Source organism: Curtobacterium sp. MMLR14_002, assembly GCF_001864975.1.
Lineage (GTDB): Bacteria > Actinomycetota > Actinomycetes > Actinomycetales > Microbacteriaceae > Curtobacterium > Curtobacterium flaccumfaciens.
In genome coordinates this window covers 279,067-294,473 of sequence record NZ_MJGT01000001.1, presented here as the reverse complement: position 1 = coordinate 294,473, position 15,407 = coordinate 279,067, and the positions used below count along the sequence as shown (strand labels likewise).

Genomic DNA, 15,407 nt, shown 5'->3' with positions numbered 1-15,407 from the left:
TCAGTACTTCGCCGCTGACGACCCGTCAGTACGAGGTGCGACCGGTGGCTGCTGCGCCGAGCACCGCGGCCGCGCCGTGGGCCAGCAGGGTCCCGTCGGTGACGACGGCGACGCGGTCGAACCCGAGCGCGCGGAGCCGTTCGGCGCGGGCCAGGTCACCGGCGAAGGCGCCGGTGTGCTTGCCCGCGCGGCGGGCTGCGGCGACGATCGCGGGGAGGGGGTCCGTGGCGCTGTCGGCGTCGAGCAGCTCGCGCAGATCCACGCCGAGCCTGATCGACAGGTCGAAGGGACCGACGAACACCGCCGAGACGCCCGGGACCGCCAGGATCTGCTCGGCGGCACGGAGGCCCGCTGGTGTCTCGAGCATCACCCACACCTCGGGGTCGGCAGCGGCGGCGGACGGTGCCGAACCGCCCCAGAGTCCCGCCATCGGCCCCCAGCTCCGCCGGCCCCGCGGTGGGTAGTGCGCGGCACGGACGGCGTGCTCGGCCTGCTCGACGGTCTCGATCATCGGGACGATCACGATGTCGGCGCCGAGGTCGAGCGCACGGCCGATCGCGGCGTCCGAGCCCTCGGCGACGCGAATGGCGACGGGGACCTGCGGTGCGACCGCGGCGAGCGCCGGCATCGTCGCCAGGAGTGTGGCGTCGTCGAAGGCGCCGTGCTGGGCGTCCAGGCCGAGCCAGGCGAACCCGTTCTGGGCGATCTGCGCGGTGGTCCGGGGTTCGCCGAGCGTGCACCACACACCGTCGGCGCGGCCGTCTCCGAGTGCTGGCACCGTGGTCCTCCGTCTGGTCTGCCGTCGCGATCGCCGGTGGTTCGTCGGCCGGCGCGTCAGGCTACCGTCCACGGAGCGCTCGGCGCTCGTCCGCCGGGACTGGGGGCGTGGCCTCATGCGCACGCATGGGACATGGACAAGTGCTCACCTTCGGGTGTAGTCCTGTGCGCAGGACGCACTGCACGGGCGATCACAGGTCGCCAGCACCCACCAGCACCACAGCACCAGTCGGGACCTGCAGGGAGGTCGGACGGACATGCGTGACGAACGTGACGTCGGCCAGCGGACTGGCTCGCTTCCGCCGGTCGGCGGCGGGATCCGGGTGGCGTTCGGGATCGTCGGCGCGGTGGGCGTGCTCGCCGGGCTGGCTGCGATCGTCCTGCCCCACGCGACGCTGTTCGCGGTGTCGTGGGTCTTCGGGATCTACCTGGTCGTGTCGGGGGCGGCGCTGGTCGTCCGGGGACTCCAGGTGCACCCTCGGGTCTGGTGGCGTCAGGTCGGGCTGGTGGTCCTCGGGGCACTGGTGGTCGCCGGCGGTGTCGTCGCGATCGTGTTCCCGCCGATCGGGGCGCGGTGGGTGGCGCTGCTGCTCGGGTTCGCCTGGATCCTCGAGGGCATCGCACTCATCTACGCACCGTGGGTGGGCCGCCGTGCGCTGACCGTGGTGCTCGCCGTGCTCAGTGTGCTGAGCGGCATCCTGGTGATGAACCTGCCGGGCCTCGGCGCGCTCGTGACGGTGGCCGCGGTGGGGAGCGTGCTCATCGTGTTCGGTGTCGTCCAGCTCGTCGTCGCGTTCAACTGGCCGCGTCCGGAGGGGGAGCGGACCGGCCTGCCGGTCCCCGGCCCCTGATGCTCGCCGTCCGCTGGGAGCAACAGGGACCGAAGTCCTGGGTGGCGCGCGACCACGGGACCAGCCTGGGGCTCGTGCTGCACGTCCGTGAGCGGTTCCTGGCGTTCGACCAGGACGACCGCCCACTCGGGAGCGCAGCGTCCCTGGCGGCGGCCCAGCAGCTCGTCGCCGCCGCCGTCCGCTCGAGTGCCCCGGCCCGGCGGGACACCGTCGCGGTGGTGCTGTCGGTGCTCGCGGCGCTGACCGTCGGGGGAGCGGCCGTCGTGCTCGCCGCCCGCGCCCTGATCTGAACGGCCCCGTGCGGGTCACTCCGAACGCTCCGGACGGTGCACCCACTGCCGGAGTGCGGCCGTGACCGCGACGGGGTCCTCCCACGGCGCGAGGTGGCCGACGTCGTCGAGCACGACGACCTCGGGGTGCCCCGGCAGCGCCGTCTGCAGGTCGTAGGCCTGCCCCAGCGGGATCCAGGGGTCCTGCCGCCCCCACCCGATCCGGGTCCGGCACCGCACGGAGCCCAACAGCTCGGCCACGGCCCGGGTGTCGTCGGGGGTCAGCGCGGCGATCTGGAGGGAGAACGCGACCTGCCCCTCGGGGCCGGCCCAGGGCCGCGCGAGGGCCTCGAGGTCCGCCGGCGAGAAGCCCCGCGACGAGGCACCGTCGATGTACTGCCGCACCAGGGCGGCGTGCAGGTCCCCGGGGAGTCGGTCGAAGACGTCACGGTGCTCCGCCACCAGCCGGAAGAACGGAGACCCCCAGGGGTCGAGCACGACGGCGTCCCAGAGGAACAGGCTCGCGTACTCGGCACCGTGCAGCAGGTGCGCCCGGAGCGCCACGGCGCCGCCCACGTCGTGTGCGACCAGGTGGGGTCGGTCGAGGCCCCACCGGTCGAGGAGCACGCCGAGACGGGTCGCCTGCGCTCGGAGCGTGGCGTCCACGGTCGGCCCGCGGTCCGAGTCGCCGTACCCGGGCATGTCCCAGAGGAACACCCGGTGGTCCTGCGCGAGCGCCCGGCCGACCTCGGCCCAGACCGCCGACGACCAGGGGGTGCCGTGGCACAGGACGACGTCGCCGCGTGCCGGTCCTGCCGGCTCGAGGATCCTCGTGGCGATGGTCGTGCCGTCCACGACGACCGGGACCGGAGCGGGGAGGTGGACGGGGACGGGGAGGGGGAGGGGGAGGGGCGCTCGGCGTGGCAGCATGGTCGCACGCTAGGACCTCATGTCGACCTGAGGTCAAGAGGAACGGACGGGGCAGTGCGGATCGGTGCAGCAGCTCGGCGGATCGGCGTCGAGGTCCACGTGCTGCGGCACTGGCACGACACGGGGGTCGTCGTCCCCGATCGAGCGCCGTCCGGTCACCGGGAGTACTCCGAGGAGGACGTCCGTCGCCTGCAGGTCGTCCGGGCCTGCCAGGGCGTCGGCATGAGCCTGGCCGAGATCCGGCTGGTGCTCCGACGGAGTGCACCCGACCGGTCCGGAGTGATCACCGAACGTCTCCGTCAGATCCGGGCGCAGCGTGACCAGCTGGCCGACGCCGAGCGGTTCCTCGAGCACGTGATCGACTGCACCCACGACCTGCTGACGCGGTGCCCGTCGTGTTCCGCCTACGCCTCCTCGGGCACGCGGCTCCGGTCGGGGTCCTCCGCACCGGTACCGTTGCGTCCGTGAACGACGACCCCGATGCCGCCATCGCCCAGCACGTCCACGACGCCTGGGACGGTTCCCTGCGCCTGGTGCACATCACGATCTCGGACGAGGACGGTGATGCCTACCCCGGGCAGGACGTCGACCGGTGGGTGATCGACGTCCGTGTCCCGATCACCGACGACGACGAGACCGAGGCGGTCTCCGTCGCCGAGGTCACCGCCTTCACGAGCCGTGCACCGGAGTCGCTCGAGGCACTGGTGCTCGGCTACCAGGTCTCCGACGTCGCCGGGTCCTTCGCGTCCGCCGTCGCCGCGCAGGACGCGACGGGGGAGACGTTCTTCTCGCTGCAGACCCACGCCGCCGAGATGCTCGGCAAGCCCGACCTGCTCGCCGTCGACCGGCTCACGGTCCGTCCCGCCTACCGGGGGCTGCCCGGACTGGTGCCGGCGATCGTCGACGCCGTCCGCCACGGACCTGCCGGGCGCACCGCGTCATGGGTGCTCACGGACCCGACGGTGTGGGACGTGCCGTTCGGCGAGGACGACCGGTCCGCCGGCGCGTTCGTGCAGTGGGCCGACACCACGGTGCTCACCTCGATGAACGCCGCGCCGGACGACCTGGAACACCTGTCGCTCGTCCCGCCGGCCGGTGGCATCGTGATGGGGTCCCGGGCGGACGAGGTGCACCTCGGCGACGCGATCGACCACGCGATGACGCAACCGGCGATCGCGGTGCCGTTCGACCTGCCGCCGAAGCTCCCCGCCAGCATCTGGGCCGCCGCGCCCGAGGACGTCCACGGCGTGCACCCCGACGAGACCACCGGGTCGATCACGGTCGAGACGCACGACGAACAGCTCGAGGTCGTCGGTTCGCCCGGCACCGCACCGCAGCTCGTGGGGATCTCGGCCTCGGCCGACGCCGCGACCCAGGAGTGGCTCCGCACCGTGCACCAGCGCTGGTGGCAGTACGAGCCGGACCTGCACGCCCGCATCCACGACGTCGTCGACGAGTACCTGTCCACCGGGCACATCGAGTCGGCGTCGGACGAGCTCGCCGGGCACCTGCACGCACCCGACCTGCCGCCGTACCGGACGGAGTGGCCGGGCACCGGTACCGTCCTGCTCGAGGAGCTCGGTGAGGACACCGAGCCCATCGTCTTCGACGCCGTGCTCGAGGACGGCACCCGGCACGAGCACATCGGGGTGGTCGTCGTGCACGAGTCCGGACACGTCCGCGCGTTCCTGCACGACGAGTGGGAGCCCGGGTTCCCGGCCGCCGAGGCCGCGGTCGCGCACCTCATCAGCCTCGGTGCCGGCGAGTTCTTCGCGGATGCCCTGCACGACGAGCTGTCAGCGGGTGTCGAGCACGCGATCCTGACGGGTGACGTCCGCGGCCACTGACCGGGCCGCCCTGGGTCGGCTCAGACCGGGCGGTAGATCGCGATCGGCGGGGTGTCGTCGTCGCCCGCGTCGTGGGCGTCGCCCGTCGCGAGCCAGGTGCGACCCTCGTGCTCGATCGTGGTCGGCAGGTCGCCGTGCACCAGGATCCGGATCGCGGGGGCGTCGCCGTCGACCAGGTCGACGCCGTGGGCCTCGGTCCCGCCGGGATTGTCGTGCACGTAGCTCATGGTCCGATCGAACTCCGTCGACCTGACGGACCGCCCGCGCCGCGCCGGACACGCCCGGAACCTTCACCGGAACCGGTGATGCCGCCCTTCTTCGGGTAGAGTCATCTCCGCACGGCCAGGACGGCGTGTGAATGCGGATGTGGCGCAGTGGTAGCGCATCACCTTGCCAAGGTGAGGGTCGCGAGTTCGAATCTCGTCATCCGCTCAGAACAGGAAGACCGGAACCCCCGTCGCTCGGAAGAGCGGCGGGGGTTCCGTCGTTGCGGGGCGTCGCGGCACCGAAGGCGTGGGGGCCCAGCGGGCGCAGGCTTCGGGTTCCCGCGCCCACCGGGCGCGGAGGCGACCCTGCCCCCACCGGCACGCGCCGGGTGGGTGGCCTGGCGCAGTTCCGAGGATGTATCCGGAGCCGTCCCCCGTTCGGGTGGGAACCGGATCCAGGGTTGCGGGAACCCGCAAGAAACCCGCACGACCCGCCGCGTGGGCCTTGTGCTACTCGATGCCGTCCGGTATCGAAGCCGACATCGTGCGGGCGCCGGGCAACCCCACCCACCGTCGGGTTCCGGACTCGACGACCGTGACGAGCACCGTGTCGCACCTGCGGCAGCGCGCCACCGACCCCATCGCGGTGCGGTGGACGGTGGTCTGCCCGAGCACCCCGAGCGACCCGCACCCGGCGCAGCGCAGGGCGACCACGGTCGGCTCGGGTCCCAGGCTGTCGGCCAGCGTCCCCGCCAGCGCGTTGCCGTCCACGACGACCATCAGTTGCCCCCGAACCGCTCGGCGCGGACGTCACTCGTGTCGTGCCCGAGCTCGGTGAGCCAGCGCAGCACCTGCTCGACGAACGGCGTCGACCCGCACACGTAGACCAGGGCGCCCGCGTCCGGCGGGAACACCGCGGCAGCGAGCGCGTCCCGCGTCAGCCGTCCGGCCGGCACGGTCGAGCCTGGAGGCGCGGTGCGGCTGTACACGTGGGTCACCTCGAGCGGTGCCCGGCTCGCGAGCGCCTGGTCGAGTTCCGGACGGAAGAAGACGTCGTCCGGTGTGCGGACGGCCGCGAGGAGCCGGAAGGGCGCCGGGTCGTCCGCCTCGGCGTGCGCGGTCACCATCGCGACGAGCGGCACGATGCCGGAGCCGCCGGCGATGAGCTGCACCGGCCGGGTGGACTCGCCCGGCCGCCAGACGAACCAGCCGCCCAGGGGGCCGTGGACCTCGAGCGCGTCGCCGACCTCGACGGCGTCGACGAGGAACGGCGAGACCTCGCCGCCGTCCACCCGGTCGACCGCGAGCACGACGTCGGTCGCGGGGCCAGCTGACGCGATCGAGTACGAGCGCTGGGCCTGGTAGCCGTCCTCGGCGGTCAGCCGCAGGTCCAGGTGCTGCCCGGGGTCGTTGCCCGGCCAGGTCGGGACGTCGAGGACGATCCGGCGCGCGTTCGTCGTCTCGCGGCCGACGGACGCGACGGTGGCGGCGTGCCAGGCCGGCCGCCTGCGCGTGGCGGGTCGAGGGACGGGGGTGATCCGTGCCTCCAGGCCGGTGTCGGGGAGCGTCACCAGTACCGCTCTTCCTTCCACGGGTCGCCGTGCAGGTTGTAGCCCGCGTTCTCCCAGAAGCCGGGCTCGTCGTCGGACTGCATGACGATGCCGCGCACCCACTTGGCGCTCTTCCAGAAGTACAGGTGGGGGACCAGCAGGCGGGCTGGCCCACCGTGCTCGGGCGTCAGGGGCTCGCCGTCGGCCTCGAACGCGATCCAGGATTTGCCGTCGAGCAGCTCGTCGAGCGGCACGTTGGTCGTGTAGCCGCCGGAGCTGTGCACCATGCAGTAGTCGAGTTCGGTCTCGACGTCCTCGAACAGGCGGTCGAGCGGGACACCCCGCCACGGCATGTCGAGCTTGGTCCAGTGCGTGACGCAGTGGATGTCGACGGTGACGTCCTCGACGCCGAGTGCGTGCACCTCGTCCCAGGTCCACTGGTGCAGGCCGGACTCGGTGCGGATCGAGAAGGCCCAGTCGGTCGGCTCGATGTCGGGCGTCGCCCCGGCGGACAGGACGGGCCAGTCGCGGACCAGGGTCTGACCGGGCGGGATGCGGGTGTCGTCGCGGTCGTCGCGGCGACCGCCGAACCCGCGGGTGAACGTGGCCATGGTCCTCCTCGGGGACGTCGGTGCGTTCCCGATCATGCCGTGTGCCGGGCGGTGCCGTGTAACGGGTTGGTAAACGTTCCACCCGTGTACGGAACGGTCGTGCGCGGCGGCGGATCCGCGCGGGCTAGCCGATCGGGTCGGACGCGGTGGTGACCCGCGCGTCAGGAGCGGGCTTGGGGGATCGGCCCGGGACCTCTATCGTTCACCGGAACGATTACAGGAGGGGTCACCCCGAATGCAGCCCATCGTCCCCGAACCCCGCAATGCCCACGGTCCGAGCCGTCGGGCGCTCATCACCGGCGCCGCCGGTCTGGCCGGCCTCGGCCTGCTCACGCTCGCCGGATGCAGCTCCGGTGCGACCGCCGGCACCCCCACGATCCCCGAGGCCGCGGCCACCGGCGTCGCCCGTCGAGGCGGACGCCTGCGCATCGCGCGACCCGCCGCGTCCGCCGCCGAGACCCTCGACTCCGCGAGCTCGCTGTCGGCCTACGAGTACCTCGGCGCGCTGTACAACCGGCTCGTCAAGCTCGACCAGCAGGGCACCCCGGTACCGGACCTGGCCGAGGAGTGGTCCGCGAACGCCGACGGCACCGAGTGGACCTTCGCGCTCCGCCGGGGCGTGACCTTCCACGACGGCTCCCGGTTCACCGCCGACGACGCCATCGCGAGCATCCGGCACATCCTCGACGAGAAGACCGGCAGCCCGCAGGCCGGGGTGCTCGGCGAGGTCATGGACGCCGACTCGATGCGCGCCGTCGACCCGTACACGCTGCGCTTCTCGCTGACGAAGCCGAACGCCGAGTTCCCGTCGCTGCTCACGGCCTACCAGTGCTACATCGTGCCGGCCGACGCCGTCGCCGACATCGGCCGCACCGGGATCGGGACGGGGCCGTTCCGGCTGTCGTCGTTCACCCCCGCGGGTGCCGGCAGCGTCGAGGCGTTCGCGGACCACTTCGCCGGCCGCCCGGCGCTCGACGGCATCGACTTCTACTCGATCCAGGACACCACCGCGCGGGTGAACGCCCTGCTCGCCGGACAGATCGACCTCATCTCGCAGACCAACCTGGACTTCGCCACCGCCCGGGTGGTCTCGGCGTCCGACCGCGCCACCGTCGCCCGGTCGAAGAACGCCCAGTGGTACACGATCCCGATGCTCGCCACCAGCGACGAGTTCAGCGACCCGCGGGTGCGCCAGGCGATGAAGCTCGCCTACGACCCCCGGAAGATCGTCGACACCGCCCTGCAGGGCACCGGTTCGGCGGGTTGGGACAACCCCGTGCCGCCGCAGCTCGCCGCGTTCGTCGACGACCACCGCGAGTACGACCCGGACAAGGCCCGGGCGCTGCTCAAGCAGGCCGGGCGCGAGGACTTCCGCGCCGCGATCTACACGTCGAGCTACGAGTCGGTGTTCACCCCGATGGCCGTCGCCTACCGTGACGCCGTCGCCGACGCGGGGATCCGTCTGACCGTCCGCAACGCGAGTTCGGACTCGTACTACACGCAGATCTGGATGCAGAAGCCGCTCATGGTGAGCTACTGGTTCACGGGGCGGCCGATCGACCAGCTGCTCAACCAGATCTTCCGCTCGGGGTCGTCGTACAACGAGAGCGCCTGGTCGAACGAGACCTTCGACGGGCTGCTCGACGACGCCCGCGCCGAGATGGACGACGCCAAGCGGCTCAGCCTGTACCAGGACGCCCAGCGGCTCGTCGTCGAGGACGGTGCCGACATGACGCCGATGTTCGGCGACCGGCTCGTGGGGTTGTCCCGCGACGTCGTGAACTACTCGGAGTACGGCTTCGAGTTCGACTACCTGCGGATCGGACTGCGCCGATGACGACCACGAACACACCGTCGGACGTCCTCGTCCCCGTCCTCCGCCGCATCGGCATCGCCCTGCTGACCGTGGTGCTCGCCTCGCTCTTCGTGTTCCTGGCGGTGCAGGCACTCCCCGGTGACGTCGCCCAGCAGCTGCTCGGCCAGAACGCCACCCCCGACGCCGTCAAGCAGCTGCGCGAGACCCTCGGCCTCGACCAGAACGTCTGGCTCCGCTACCTGCAGTGGCTCGGCGGCGCCGTGCACGGCGACTTCGGCACCTCGCTCGTCAGCGGCGAACCGGTCGCCCCGACCCTGTTCACGGCCTTCCGGAACAGCATGCTCATCGCCGTGCCCGCGATGCTCGTCGGCGTCACGGTGTCCCTGACGCTCGGCGTCGTCGCCGGTGTCCGCCGCGGCCGTCCGAGCGACAAGGTGATCTCGATCGTCAGCCTGGTCGTGATGAGCGTGCCGGAGTTCATGGTCGCCACCGTCCTGGTGCTGCTGTTCGCGATCGGCCTGCCGGTGTTCCCCGCCGTCGTGCTGCGGGGGAGCGACGCCACCGTGGCCGAGCTGCTGCCCTCCATCTGGCTGCCGATCATCGTGCTGACGCTCGCGATGGCCGCCTACATCGTGCGGACGGCCCGCTCGTCGACCATCGACGTGATGGCGTCGGAGTTCGTCACGACGGCCGAGCTCAAGGGCCTGACGATGCGCCGGGTGGTCTGGAAGCACGCGGTCCCGAGCGCCCTGCTCCCGACGCTCAACGTCGTCGCGCTCAACGTCGCGTGGCTGCTCGGCGGTGTCGTGGTGGTCGAGAACGTCTTCAACTACCCGGGGATGGGCAAGCTCATGCTCGAGTCGGTGTTCAACCGCGACCTGCCCACCATCGAGGCGATCGCCCTGCTGAGCGCCCTGATCTACGTCGTGTGCAACCTGGCCGCCGACCTCGTCGCGCTCGCACTCGACCCGAAGCTGCGGACCCGCCAGCGACGACCGCGCACGCGCACCCGCAGCGCCCGCAGCACCAGGAAGGCCGCCGCATGACCGCCACCGCACCCCGCCGCCGCGTCGGACGCGACGTGCTCGCCGGCGCGCTCGCACCCCTGCGCGGGTCGACGGCGCTGAGCATCGGCCTCGGCCTCATCGCCCTGCACGTCGTCCTCGCCCTGCTCGCGCCGGTCATCGCCGGGCACGACCCGGTCGCCACGAACGCCGGCGACGTGCTCGCCGGTCCGACGTGGACGCACTGGCTCGGCACCGACCAGTACGGGCGTGACGTCCTCTCCCGCACCCTGAACGGCGGCCGGTACGCGCTGTCCGTGACCTTCCTCGCCACCACGATCGCCGTCGCGGTCGGCACCGTGCTCGGCTGCGTCACGGCCTACGCCGACAACTGGTTCGACGAGGTCGTCATGCGCGTCGTCGACGCCCTGCTCAGCGTGCCGTCGATCCTCGCGCTCCTGGTCGTCGTGACGGTCTTCGACGCCGGCCTCTGGGTCATCGTCCTCGCCGTCACGGTCGTCTACGCCCCCGCGGTGACCCGGGTCGTCCGCGGCGCCGCCCGCACCGTGATCACCCAGGACTACGTCACCGCTGCCCGCGCCCGGGGCGAGCGGCCGCTGTCGATCGTGTTCCGCGAGATCCTGCCGAACGTGCTCGACGTCGTGCTCGTCGAGTACGCGATGCGGGCCTCGTGGATCGTGCTGCTCGTCGCGTCGCTGTCCTTCCTGGGCTTCGGCGCGAACCCGCCGACCCCGGACTGGGGCCTGATGGTGCAGGAGAACCGCACCGCGCTCACCGTGGTACCGCTCGGCACCCTCGCCCCGATCGTGGCCCTCGCCACGCTGGTGATCGGACTGAACCTCGCGGCCGACGGCCTGAGCAAGTCGCTCGGCGTCGACCGCGCCAAGCAGGGAGTCAGCGCATGACCCGCACCGACACCGGCACGACGTCCGCCGCGACGGCGACCGTGCCCGACGCGATCGTCCGCGTGGACGACCTGTCCATCTCGTACGCCGCCGGCAAACGGCGCGTCCCCGTCGTCCGGGGCGTGTCGTTCGCGATCGAGGCCGGTCGCACCCTCGGCCTGGTCGGCGAGTCCGGCAGCGGCAAGTCGACCGTCGCGCGGACGCTCCTCGCACACCTGCGCGCCGGGTCGGCGATCGACGGCGGGACGGTCCGCGTCGACGGCGCCGACGTGTTCGCCCTGTCGCCGGCCGGCCGCCGGGCGCTCCGCGGCGGCACCGCCTCGGTCGTCGCACAGAACGCCGGACAGGCACTCACCCCGTCGATGCGCGTCGGCGAGCAGATCCGCGAGGCCCTCCGCGCCCACGGCGAGCCCGACGGCCCCGAACGCGTCGCCGAGCTGGTGCGGCTGGTCCGGCTGCCGGACCCCGACGCGATCGTCCGCCGGTACCCGCATCAGTTGTCCGGCGGGCAGCAGCAGCGCATCGCGATCGCGATGGCCGTCGCCGCCCGGCCGCGCGTGCTCGTCCTCGACGAGCCGACCACCGCCCTCGACGTGGTCACGCAGGCCGCGGTCCTCGACCTGGTCGCCGACCTCGGTCGGCAGCTCGGCATGGCCGTCCTGCTCGTCAGCCACGACCTCGGGGTGGTGTCCGCCATGGCGGACGAGATCGCCGTGATGCGCGACGGCGAGGTCGTCGAGCGCGCTGCCACCGCGGCGCTCTTCGCCGCGCCGCAGCACGAGTACACGCGCGCCCTGCTGGCCGCGGTGCCGGACGGGCGGCGGCCTGGGCCCACGTCGCCGGTTCCGGATCGACGCGCCAGCGGCGAGACGGCCGTGCCGATGGGGAGAGGCGCGGATCGCGACGCCCTGGACACGACCGCCCCCGGGACGGTCGGCTCCACGGCCACCGGCACCGCGCCTCCCGAGCGCGCAGTCCGCCCCGTGGTGACCGCTGACGACCTGGTGATCCGCTACGGCCGCGGCCTGCCGGCCGCCGTCGACGGCGTCTCGTTCACGATCGCCGCGCACGAGACGCTCGCCGTCGTCGGCGAGTCCGGCAGCGGCAAGTCGACGCTCGCGACGGCGCTGGCAGGCCTGGTGCCGGCCGAGTCGGGGACGTTCACGTACGACGACGGCACGACGAGCGGCGACCTGCGCGAGCCGATCGCCGGCCGCGCGCCCGCCCTGCGGCGCGCCGTGCAGCTCGTGTTCCAGAACGCGGACACGTCGCTCAACCCGCGGCGCACCGTGGGTGCAGCCGTCGCGCGGCCGCTCCGGTTGTTCAGCGGCTCGTCCTCGCGCGATCGCGTCGGGGCACTGCTCAGCCAGGTCGGGCTCGGGCCGGAGTTCGCCGACCGGCTGCCCGCGCAGCTGTCCGGTGGGCAGCGGCAGCGCGTCGGGATCGCGCGCGCACTCGCGGCCGAGCCGTCGCTCGTGATCGCCGACGAGATCACCACGGCGCTCGACGTGCAGGTGCAGGCGGGGATCCTCGCGCTGCTGGCCGACCTGCAGCGCGAGCGCGGCCTCGCCTGCCTGTTCATCAGCCACGACCTCGCGGTGGTGCGGGGTGTCGCGGACCGGGTCGCGGTGATGACCGGTGGCCGGATCGTCGAGATCGGACCGACCGAGCGGGTGTTCACCGGCCCGAACCACCCGTACACGTCGACGCTGCTCGCGGCGACGCTCGAACCCGGCAGCACGACCCTGCCCGACGTCGGTGACGGGGTGCCGCGCTGGCGGCACGCCGACGGCTGGACCGACCACGGCGACGGACACCGCACCCGCAACTGGGAGGACGCATGACCACCGACGACGGCACCGACCACGGCACCGCCGCCACGACCTTCACCGCCATCGGCGACCCCGGCTCGCTGCCCGCGGGCGTGACGGTCCGCGACGAGTGGATCCCGATGCCCGACGGTGTGCGGCTGCACGCCCGGATCTGGGCGCCGTCGCAGTCGCCGACGCAGTCGGGTGCGCCCAGCGACCCGACGCCGGTGCTGCTCGAGTACCTGCCGTACCGGCTCGACGACTGGACCGCACCGCGCGACTCGGAGCGGCACCCCTGGTACGCCCGGCACGGGTACGCCTCGGTGCGGGTCGACATCCGCGGCACCGGGTCGTCCGACGGGTTCTTCGACGACGAGTACAGCGAGCAGGAGCTGCTCGACGGTGAGGCCGTGATCGCCTGGCTCGCCGAGCAGCCGTGGTCGACTGGTGCCGTCGGCATGTTCGGCATCTCGTGGGGCGGCTTCAACGCCCTGCAGCTCGCGGCCCGGGCACCCGCCGCACTCAAGGCCATCGTGACGGTCTGCTCGACGGACGACCGGTACGACAACGACGTGCACTACGTCGGCGGTGCCGTGCTCGGCATCGACATGGCGGCCTGGGGCGCGACGATGTTCGCCTTCAACTCCCGGCCGCCTCGGCCCGAGGTCGTCGGCGCCGGGTGGATCGACCGCTGGCGGGAACGCCTCGAGGCGAACCGCCCGATGACGCCGGTGTGGCTGGCGCACCAGGAGCGCGACGACTACTGGCGGCACGGCAGCGCGGCCGAGGACTACGACGGCATCCGCGCCGCGGTGCTCGCGGTCGGCGGGTGGGCGGACCCCTACCGGGACGCCGTACTCCGGCTCGTCGACCACGTCAGCGCCCCCGTGAAGGGCATCGTCGGCCCGTGGTCGCACCAGTACCCGGACCGTGGACTCGCGCCGGGGCCGTCGATCGGGTTCCTGCAGGAGACCCTGCGGTGGTGGGACCGCTGGCTGCGCGGGGTCGACACCGGCGTCGAGGACGACCCCGCACTGCGGGCCTGGATCAACGAGGGCGAAGCCCCCGCGCCCTACTACGCCGGCCGCCGCGGTCGCTGGATCGGTGCCGAGGCGTGGCCCTCCGCCGCGACCCACGAGCGTGTCCTGCCCCTCGCCGCCCTGCGCGGCGGTGACCTCGGGCCGGTCGTCGTGCGGTCGCCGCAGCACACCGGGGTGGACGCCGGTCGGTTCTTCCCGTTCGGCAACGCCACCGACCTGCCGACGGACCAGCGCGCCGAGGACGGCCGGTCGGTCACCTTCGACCTGCCCGTCGGCAAGGCGTTCGACCTGCTCGGCAACGTGCTCGTGCGGCTGTCCGTCACGAGCGACCAGCCCCGGGCCACCCTGACCGTGCGGCTCTGCGACGTCGCACCGGACGGCTCGTCGACGCTCGTCACGCGCGGGGTGCTGAACGCCGCGAAGCGCGACGGCATGGACCGCGACGACGTGCTCGTGCCCGGGACGCCCGCCGACCTGCCCGTGCGCCTGGTCTCGACCGGCCACCGGTTCGCCGCCGGACACCGGCTGCGCATCGCGGTCTCGTCGTCCTACTGGCCGTGGGTGTGGCCGCACGGCGTCGAGGCCACGGTGACGATCGACCCGACCGCCTCGAGCGTCACCCTGCCCACCTGGACCCGCTCGACCGACGACGGGGTCGTCTTCGCCGAGCCCGAACGGTCCGAGCCCCTCGTGATCGAGCGCGTCGCGCCGGCCGACCCGCTTCCGCAGCGCACGGTCACACACGACGTCGAGACGGGGGAGTGGACGCTCGACGTCGACCCCGGGTACGGCGGCGGGCGCGTCTACCCGGACGGCCTGGTGTTCACCGAGGACGCCCGCGAGACGTACCGGATCCGCTCCGACGACCCGACCAGCGCACGGGCGAGTTCCCGCTGGGCGATCGGGCTGACGAAGCCGGAGTGGGCCGCGCGCCTCGAGACGACGTCCGAGGTCACCGCCGACGCCGACACCTTCCACGTCGTCAACACCGTGCGCGCCTGGGCACGTGACGGCGGACCCGACGAACCCGAGGTGCTCGTCACCGAGCGGACCTTCGTCGACGACGTCCCACGGACCTCGGCGTGACCGCGGCGGCACGGGTCCGGCAGCGGCCGGAGGTCCGGCGCGCGATGATCGTCGAGGCCGCCCGCGCGGTGATCGTCCGGAACGGCGTCGGCGCCACCGGACTGCGCGACATCGCGGCCGAGGCCGGCGTCTCCGTCGGCACCGTGACGTACCACTTCGGCAGTGTCGCGGAGATCCTCAACGAGGTCGTGGTGCTCGAGACGGAGCGCTTCTACGGCGCCATAGTCGCAGCGGTCGACGCCGAACCCGACGTGCTGGTGGGGCTTCGGATGCTCGTCGCCCCGCTGTTCGGCGACACCGAGCAGGTCCGGCAGCACTGGCGGATCTGGTCCGACTACTGGACCGCGGTGGTCCGGCGGCCCGAGGTCGCCGCCGAGTACGCCGAACGCATCCGCGTCTGGGAGGCCTGCCTGGTGCGGGTCATCCGGCGCGGGGTGGACGCCGGGGTGTTCGGTGGCACACGCCAGGGCAGCGACGGCGGCGACCCCGTCGACGCCGACACCGTCGCGCTGCAGCTCGCCGCGTACAGCGACGGCGTCGCGACCCAGATCGCCCAGGGCGTGCCCGGCCTGACGAACACGGTCGCCCTGTCCTGGATGTGGCGGTTCCTGTCGCACGAACTCGGTGTGCCCGCTGTGGACATCGCCGGAACCGGTCGTTCCCCCTTGTGATGAGGTAAGGCT

General features: G+C 72.9%; 16 protein-coding genes and 1 tRNA gene. 11 read left to right on the top strand and 6 right to left on the bottom strand.

Translation table 11 applies throughout. The features are described 5' to 3' along the window. Positions 1-25 precede the first annotated feature (25 nt). On the bottom strand, positions 26-778 hold the full coding sequence (locus BIU91_RS01395) for an aldolase/citrate lyase family protein (protein ID WP_071403882.1): 753 nt from the start codon (positions 776-778) through the stop codon (positions 26-28). 256 nt (positions 779-1,034) lie between these two features. Here BIU91_RS01395 and BIU91_RS01390 point away from each other — a divergent pair, with 256 nt between their 5' ends. Both BIU91_RS01390 and BIU91_RS01385 read left to right on the top strand, forming a co-directional pair. Beyond that, complete coding sequence (locus tag BIU91_RS01390; protein ID WP_071403881.1) at positions 1,035-1,628, top strand: DUF308 domain-containing protein; 594 nt, start codon at positions 1,035-1,037, stop codon at positions 1,626-1,628. Further along, positions 1,628-1,918 (top strand): hypothetical protein, encoded by a 291-nt coding sequence (locus tag BIU91_RS01385; RefSeq protein WP_071403880.1) that lies wholly within the window; start codon positions 1,628-1,630, stop codon positions 1,916-1,918. The genes BIU91_RS01390 and BIU91_RS01385 overlap by 1 nt, the downstream gene beginning before the upstream one ends. A gap of 15 nt (positions 1,919-1,933) precedes the next feature. Here the strand turns inward: BIU91_RS01385 and BIU91_RS01380 are convergent, their stop codons facing one another. Then, the gene (locus tag BIU91_RS01380; protein ID WP_071403879.1) at positions 1,934-2,827 is read right to left on the bottom strand and encodes an alpha/beta hydrolase; all 894 of its coding nucleotides are present in this window, start codon (positions 2,825-2,827) and stop codon (positions 1,934-1,936) included. A gap of 54 nt (positions 2,828-2,881) precedes the next feature. Between BIU91_RS01380 and BIU91_RS01375 the strand changes: the two genes are divergently transcribed. Beyond that, positions 2,882-3,295: a MerR family transcriptional regulator gene (locus BIU91_RS01375; RefSeq protein WP_071403878.1), complete on the top strand. Its 414-nt coding sequence runs from the start codon at positions 2,882-2,884 to the stop codon at positions 3,293-3,295. Beyond that, positions 3,292-4,674 carry a hypothetical protein gene (locus tag BIU91_RS01370; protein ID WP_071403877.1) on the top strand — a complete coding sequence of 461 codons (1,383 nt, stop codon included), beginning with the start codon at positions 3,292-3,294 and terminating at the stop codon, positions 4,672-4,674. The genes BIU91_RS01375 and BIU91_RS01370 overlap by 4 nt, the downstream gene beginning before the upstream one ends. Before the next feature lie 20 nt (positions 4,675-4,694). Here BIU91_RS01370 and BIU91_RS01365 read toward each other — a convergent pair whose 3' ends face one another. Beyond that, positions 4,695-4,901, bottom strand: a complete 207-nt coding sequence (locus BIU91_RS01365) for a hypothetical protein (RefSeq protein ID WP_027465565.1) — start codon at positions 4,899-4,901, stop codon at positions 4,695-4,697. Positions 4,902-5,034: 133 nt separating this feature from the next. Between BIU91_RS01365 and BIU91_RS01360 the strand changes: the two genes are divergently transcribed. Further along, positions 5,035-5,106, top strand: a tRNA-Gly gene (locus tag BIU91_RS01360). A 284-nt stretch (positions 5,107-5,390) separates the two neighbouring features. On the opposite strand, the gene BIU91_RS01355 is transcribed toward BIU91_RS01360, so the two are convergent. From BIU91_RS01355 to BIU91_RS01345, 3 genes are read right to left on the bottom strand one after another with little or no spacing between them, the layout of a single operon-like run. Next, complete coding sequence (locus BIU91_RS01355) at positions 5,391-5,660, bottom strand: DUF6510 family protein (protein ID WP_071403876.1); 270 nt, start codon at positions 5,658-5,660, stop codon at positions 5,391-5,393. Next, positions 5,660-6,451, bottom strand: coding sequence for a ferredoxin reductase (locus tag BIU91_RS01350; protein WP_084740408.1), 792 nt, complete (start codon positions 6,449-6,451; stop codon positions 5,660-5,662). Before BIU91_RS01350 ends, BIU91_RS01355 begins: the two co-directional genes overlap by 1 nt. Beyond that, a complete protein-coding gene (locus BIU91_RS01345) occupies positions 6,448-7,041 on the bottom strand; it encodes a molybdopterin-dependent oxidoreductase (RefSeq protein WP_071403875.1) in 594 nt (197 codons plus the stop codon). The genes BIU91_RS01350 and BIU91_RS01345 overlap by 4 nt, the downstream gene beginning before the upstream one ends. Before the next feature lie 235 nt (positions 7,042-7,276). Here BIU91_RS01345 and BIU91_RS01340 point away from each other — a divergent pair, with 235 nt between their 5' ends. The 6 genes from BIU91_RS01340 to BIU91_RS01315 are packed head-to-tail and all read left to right on the top strand — an operon-like array spanning position 7,277 to position 15,395. Beyond that, positions 7,277-8,878, top strand: coding sequence for an ABC transporter substrate-binding protein (locus BIU91_RS01340; protein ID WP_071403874.1), 1,602 nt, complete (start codon positions 7,277-7,279; stop codon positions 8,876-8,878). Further along, positions 8,875-9,903 carry an ABC transporter permease gene (locus tag BIU91_RS01335; protein ID WP_071403873.1) on the top strand — a complete coding sequence of 343 codons (1,029 nt, stop codon included), beginning with the start codon at positions 8,875-8,877 and terminating at the stop codon, positions 9,901-9,903. The genes BIU91_RS01340 and BIU91_RS01335 overlap by 4 nt, the downstream gene beginning before the upstream one ends. After that, positions 9,900-10,787, top strand: a complete 888-nt coding sequence (locus BIU91_RS01330; protein ID WP_071244656.1) for an ABC transporter permease — start codon at positions 9,900-9,902, stop codon at positions 10,785-10,787. Before BIU91_RS01335 ends, BIU91_RS01330 begins: the two co-directional genes overlap by 4 nt. Beyond that, positions 10,784-12,631: an ABC transporter ATP-binding protein gene (locus BIU91_RS01325; RefSeq protein ID WP_071403872.1), complete on the top strand. Its 1,848-nt coding sequence runs from the start codon at positions 10,784-10,786 to the stop codon at positions 12,629-12,631. Before BIU91_RS01330 ends, BIU91_RS01325 begins: the two co-directional genes overlap by 4 nt. Beyond that, a complete protein-coding gene (locus BIU91_RS01320; protein WP_071403871.1) occupies positions 12,628-14,724 on the top strand; it encodes a CocE/NonD family hydrolase in 2,097 nt (698 codons plus the stop codon). Before BIU91_RS01325 ends, BIU91_RS01320 begins: the two co-directional genes overlap by 4 nt. Beyond that, entirely contained in the window at positions 14,721-15,395 is a 675-nt protein-coding gene (locus BIU91_RS01315) for a TetR/AcrR family transcriptional regulator (RefSeq protein WP_071403870.1), read from the top strand. The genes BIU91_RS01320 and BIU91_RS01315 overlap by 4 nt, the downstream gene beginning before the upstream one ends. The last annotated feature ends 12 nt before the right edge of the window (positions 15,396-15,407 follow it).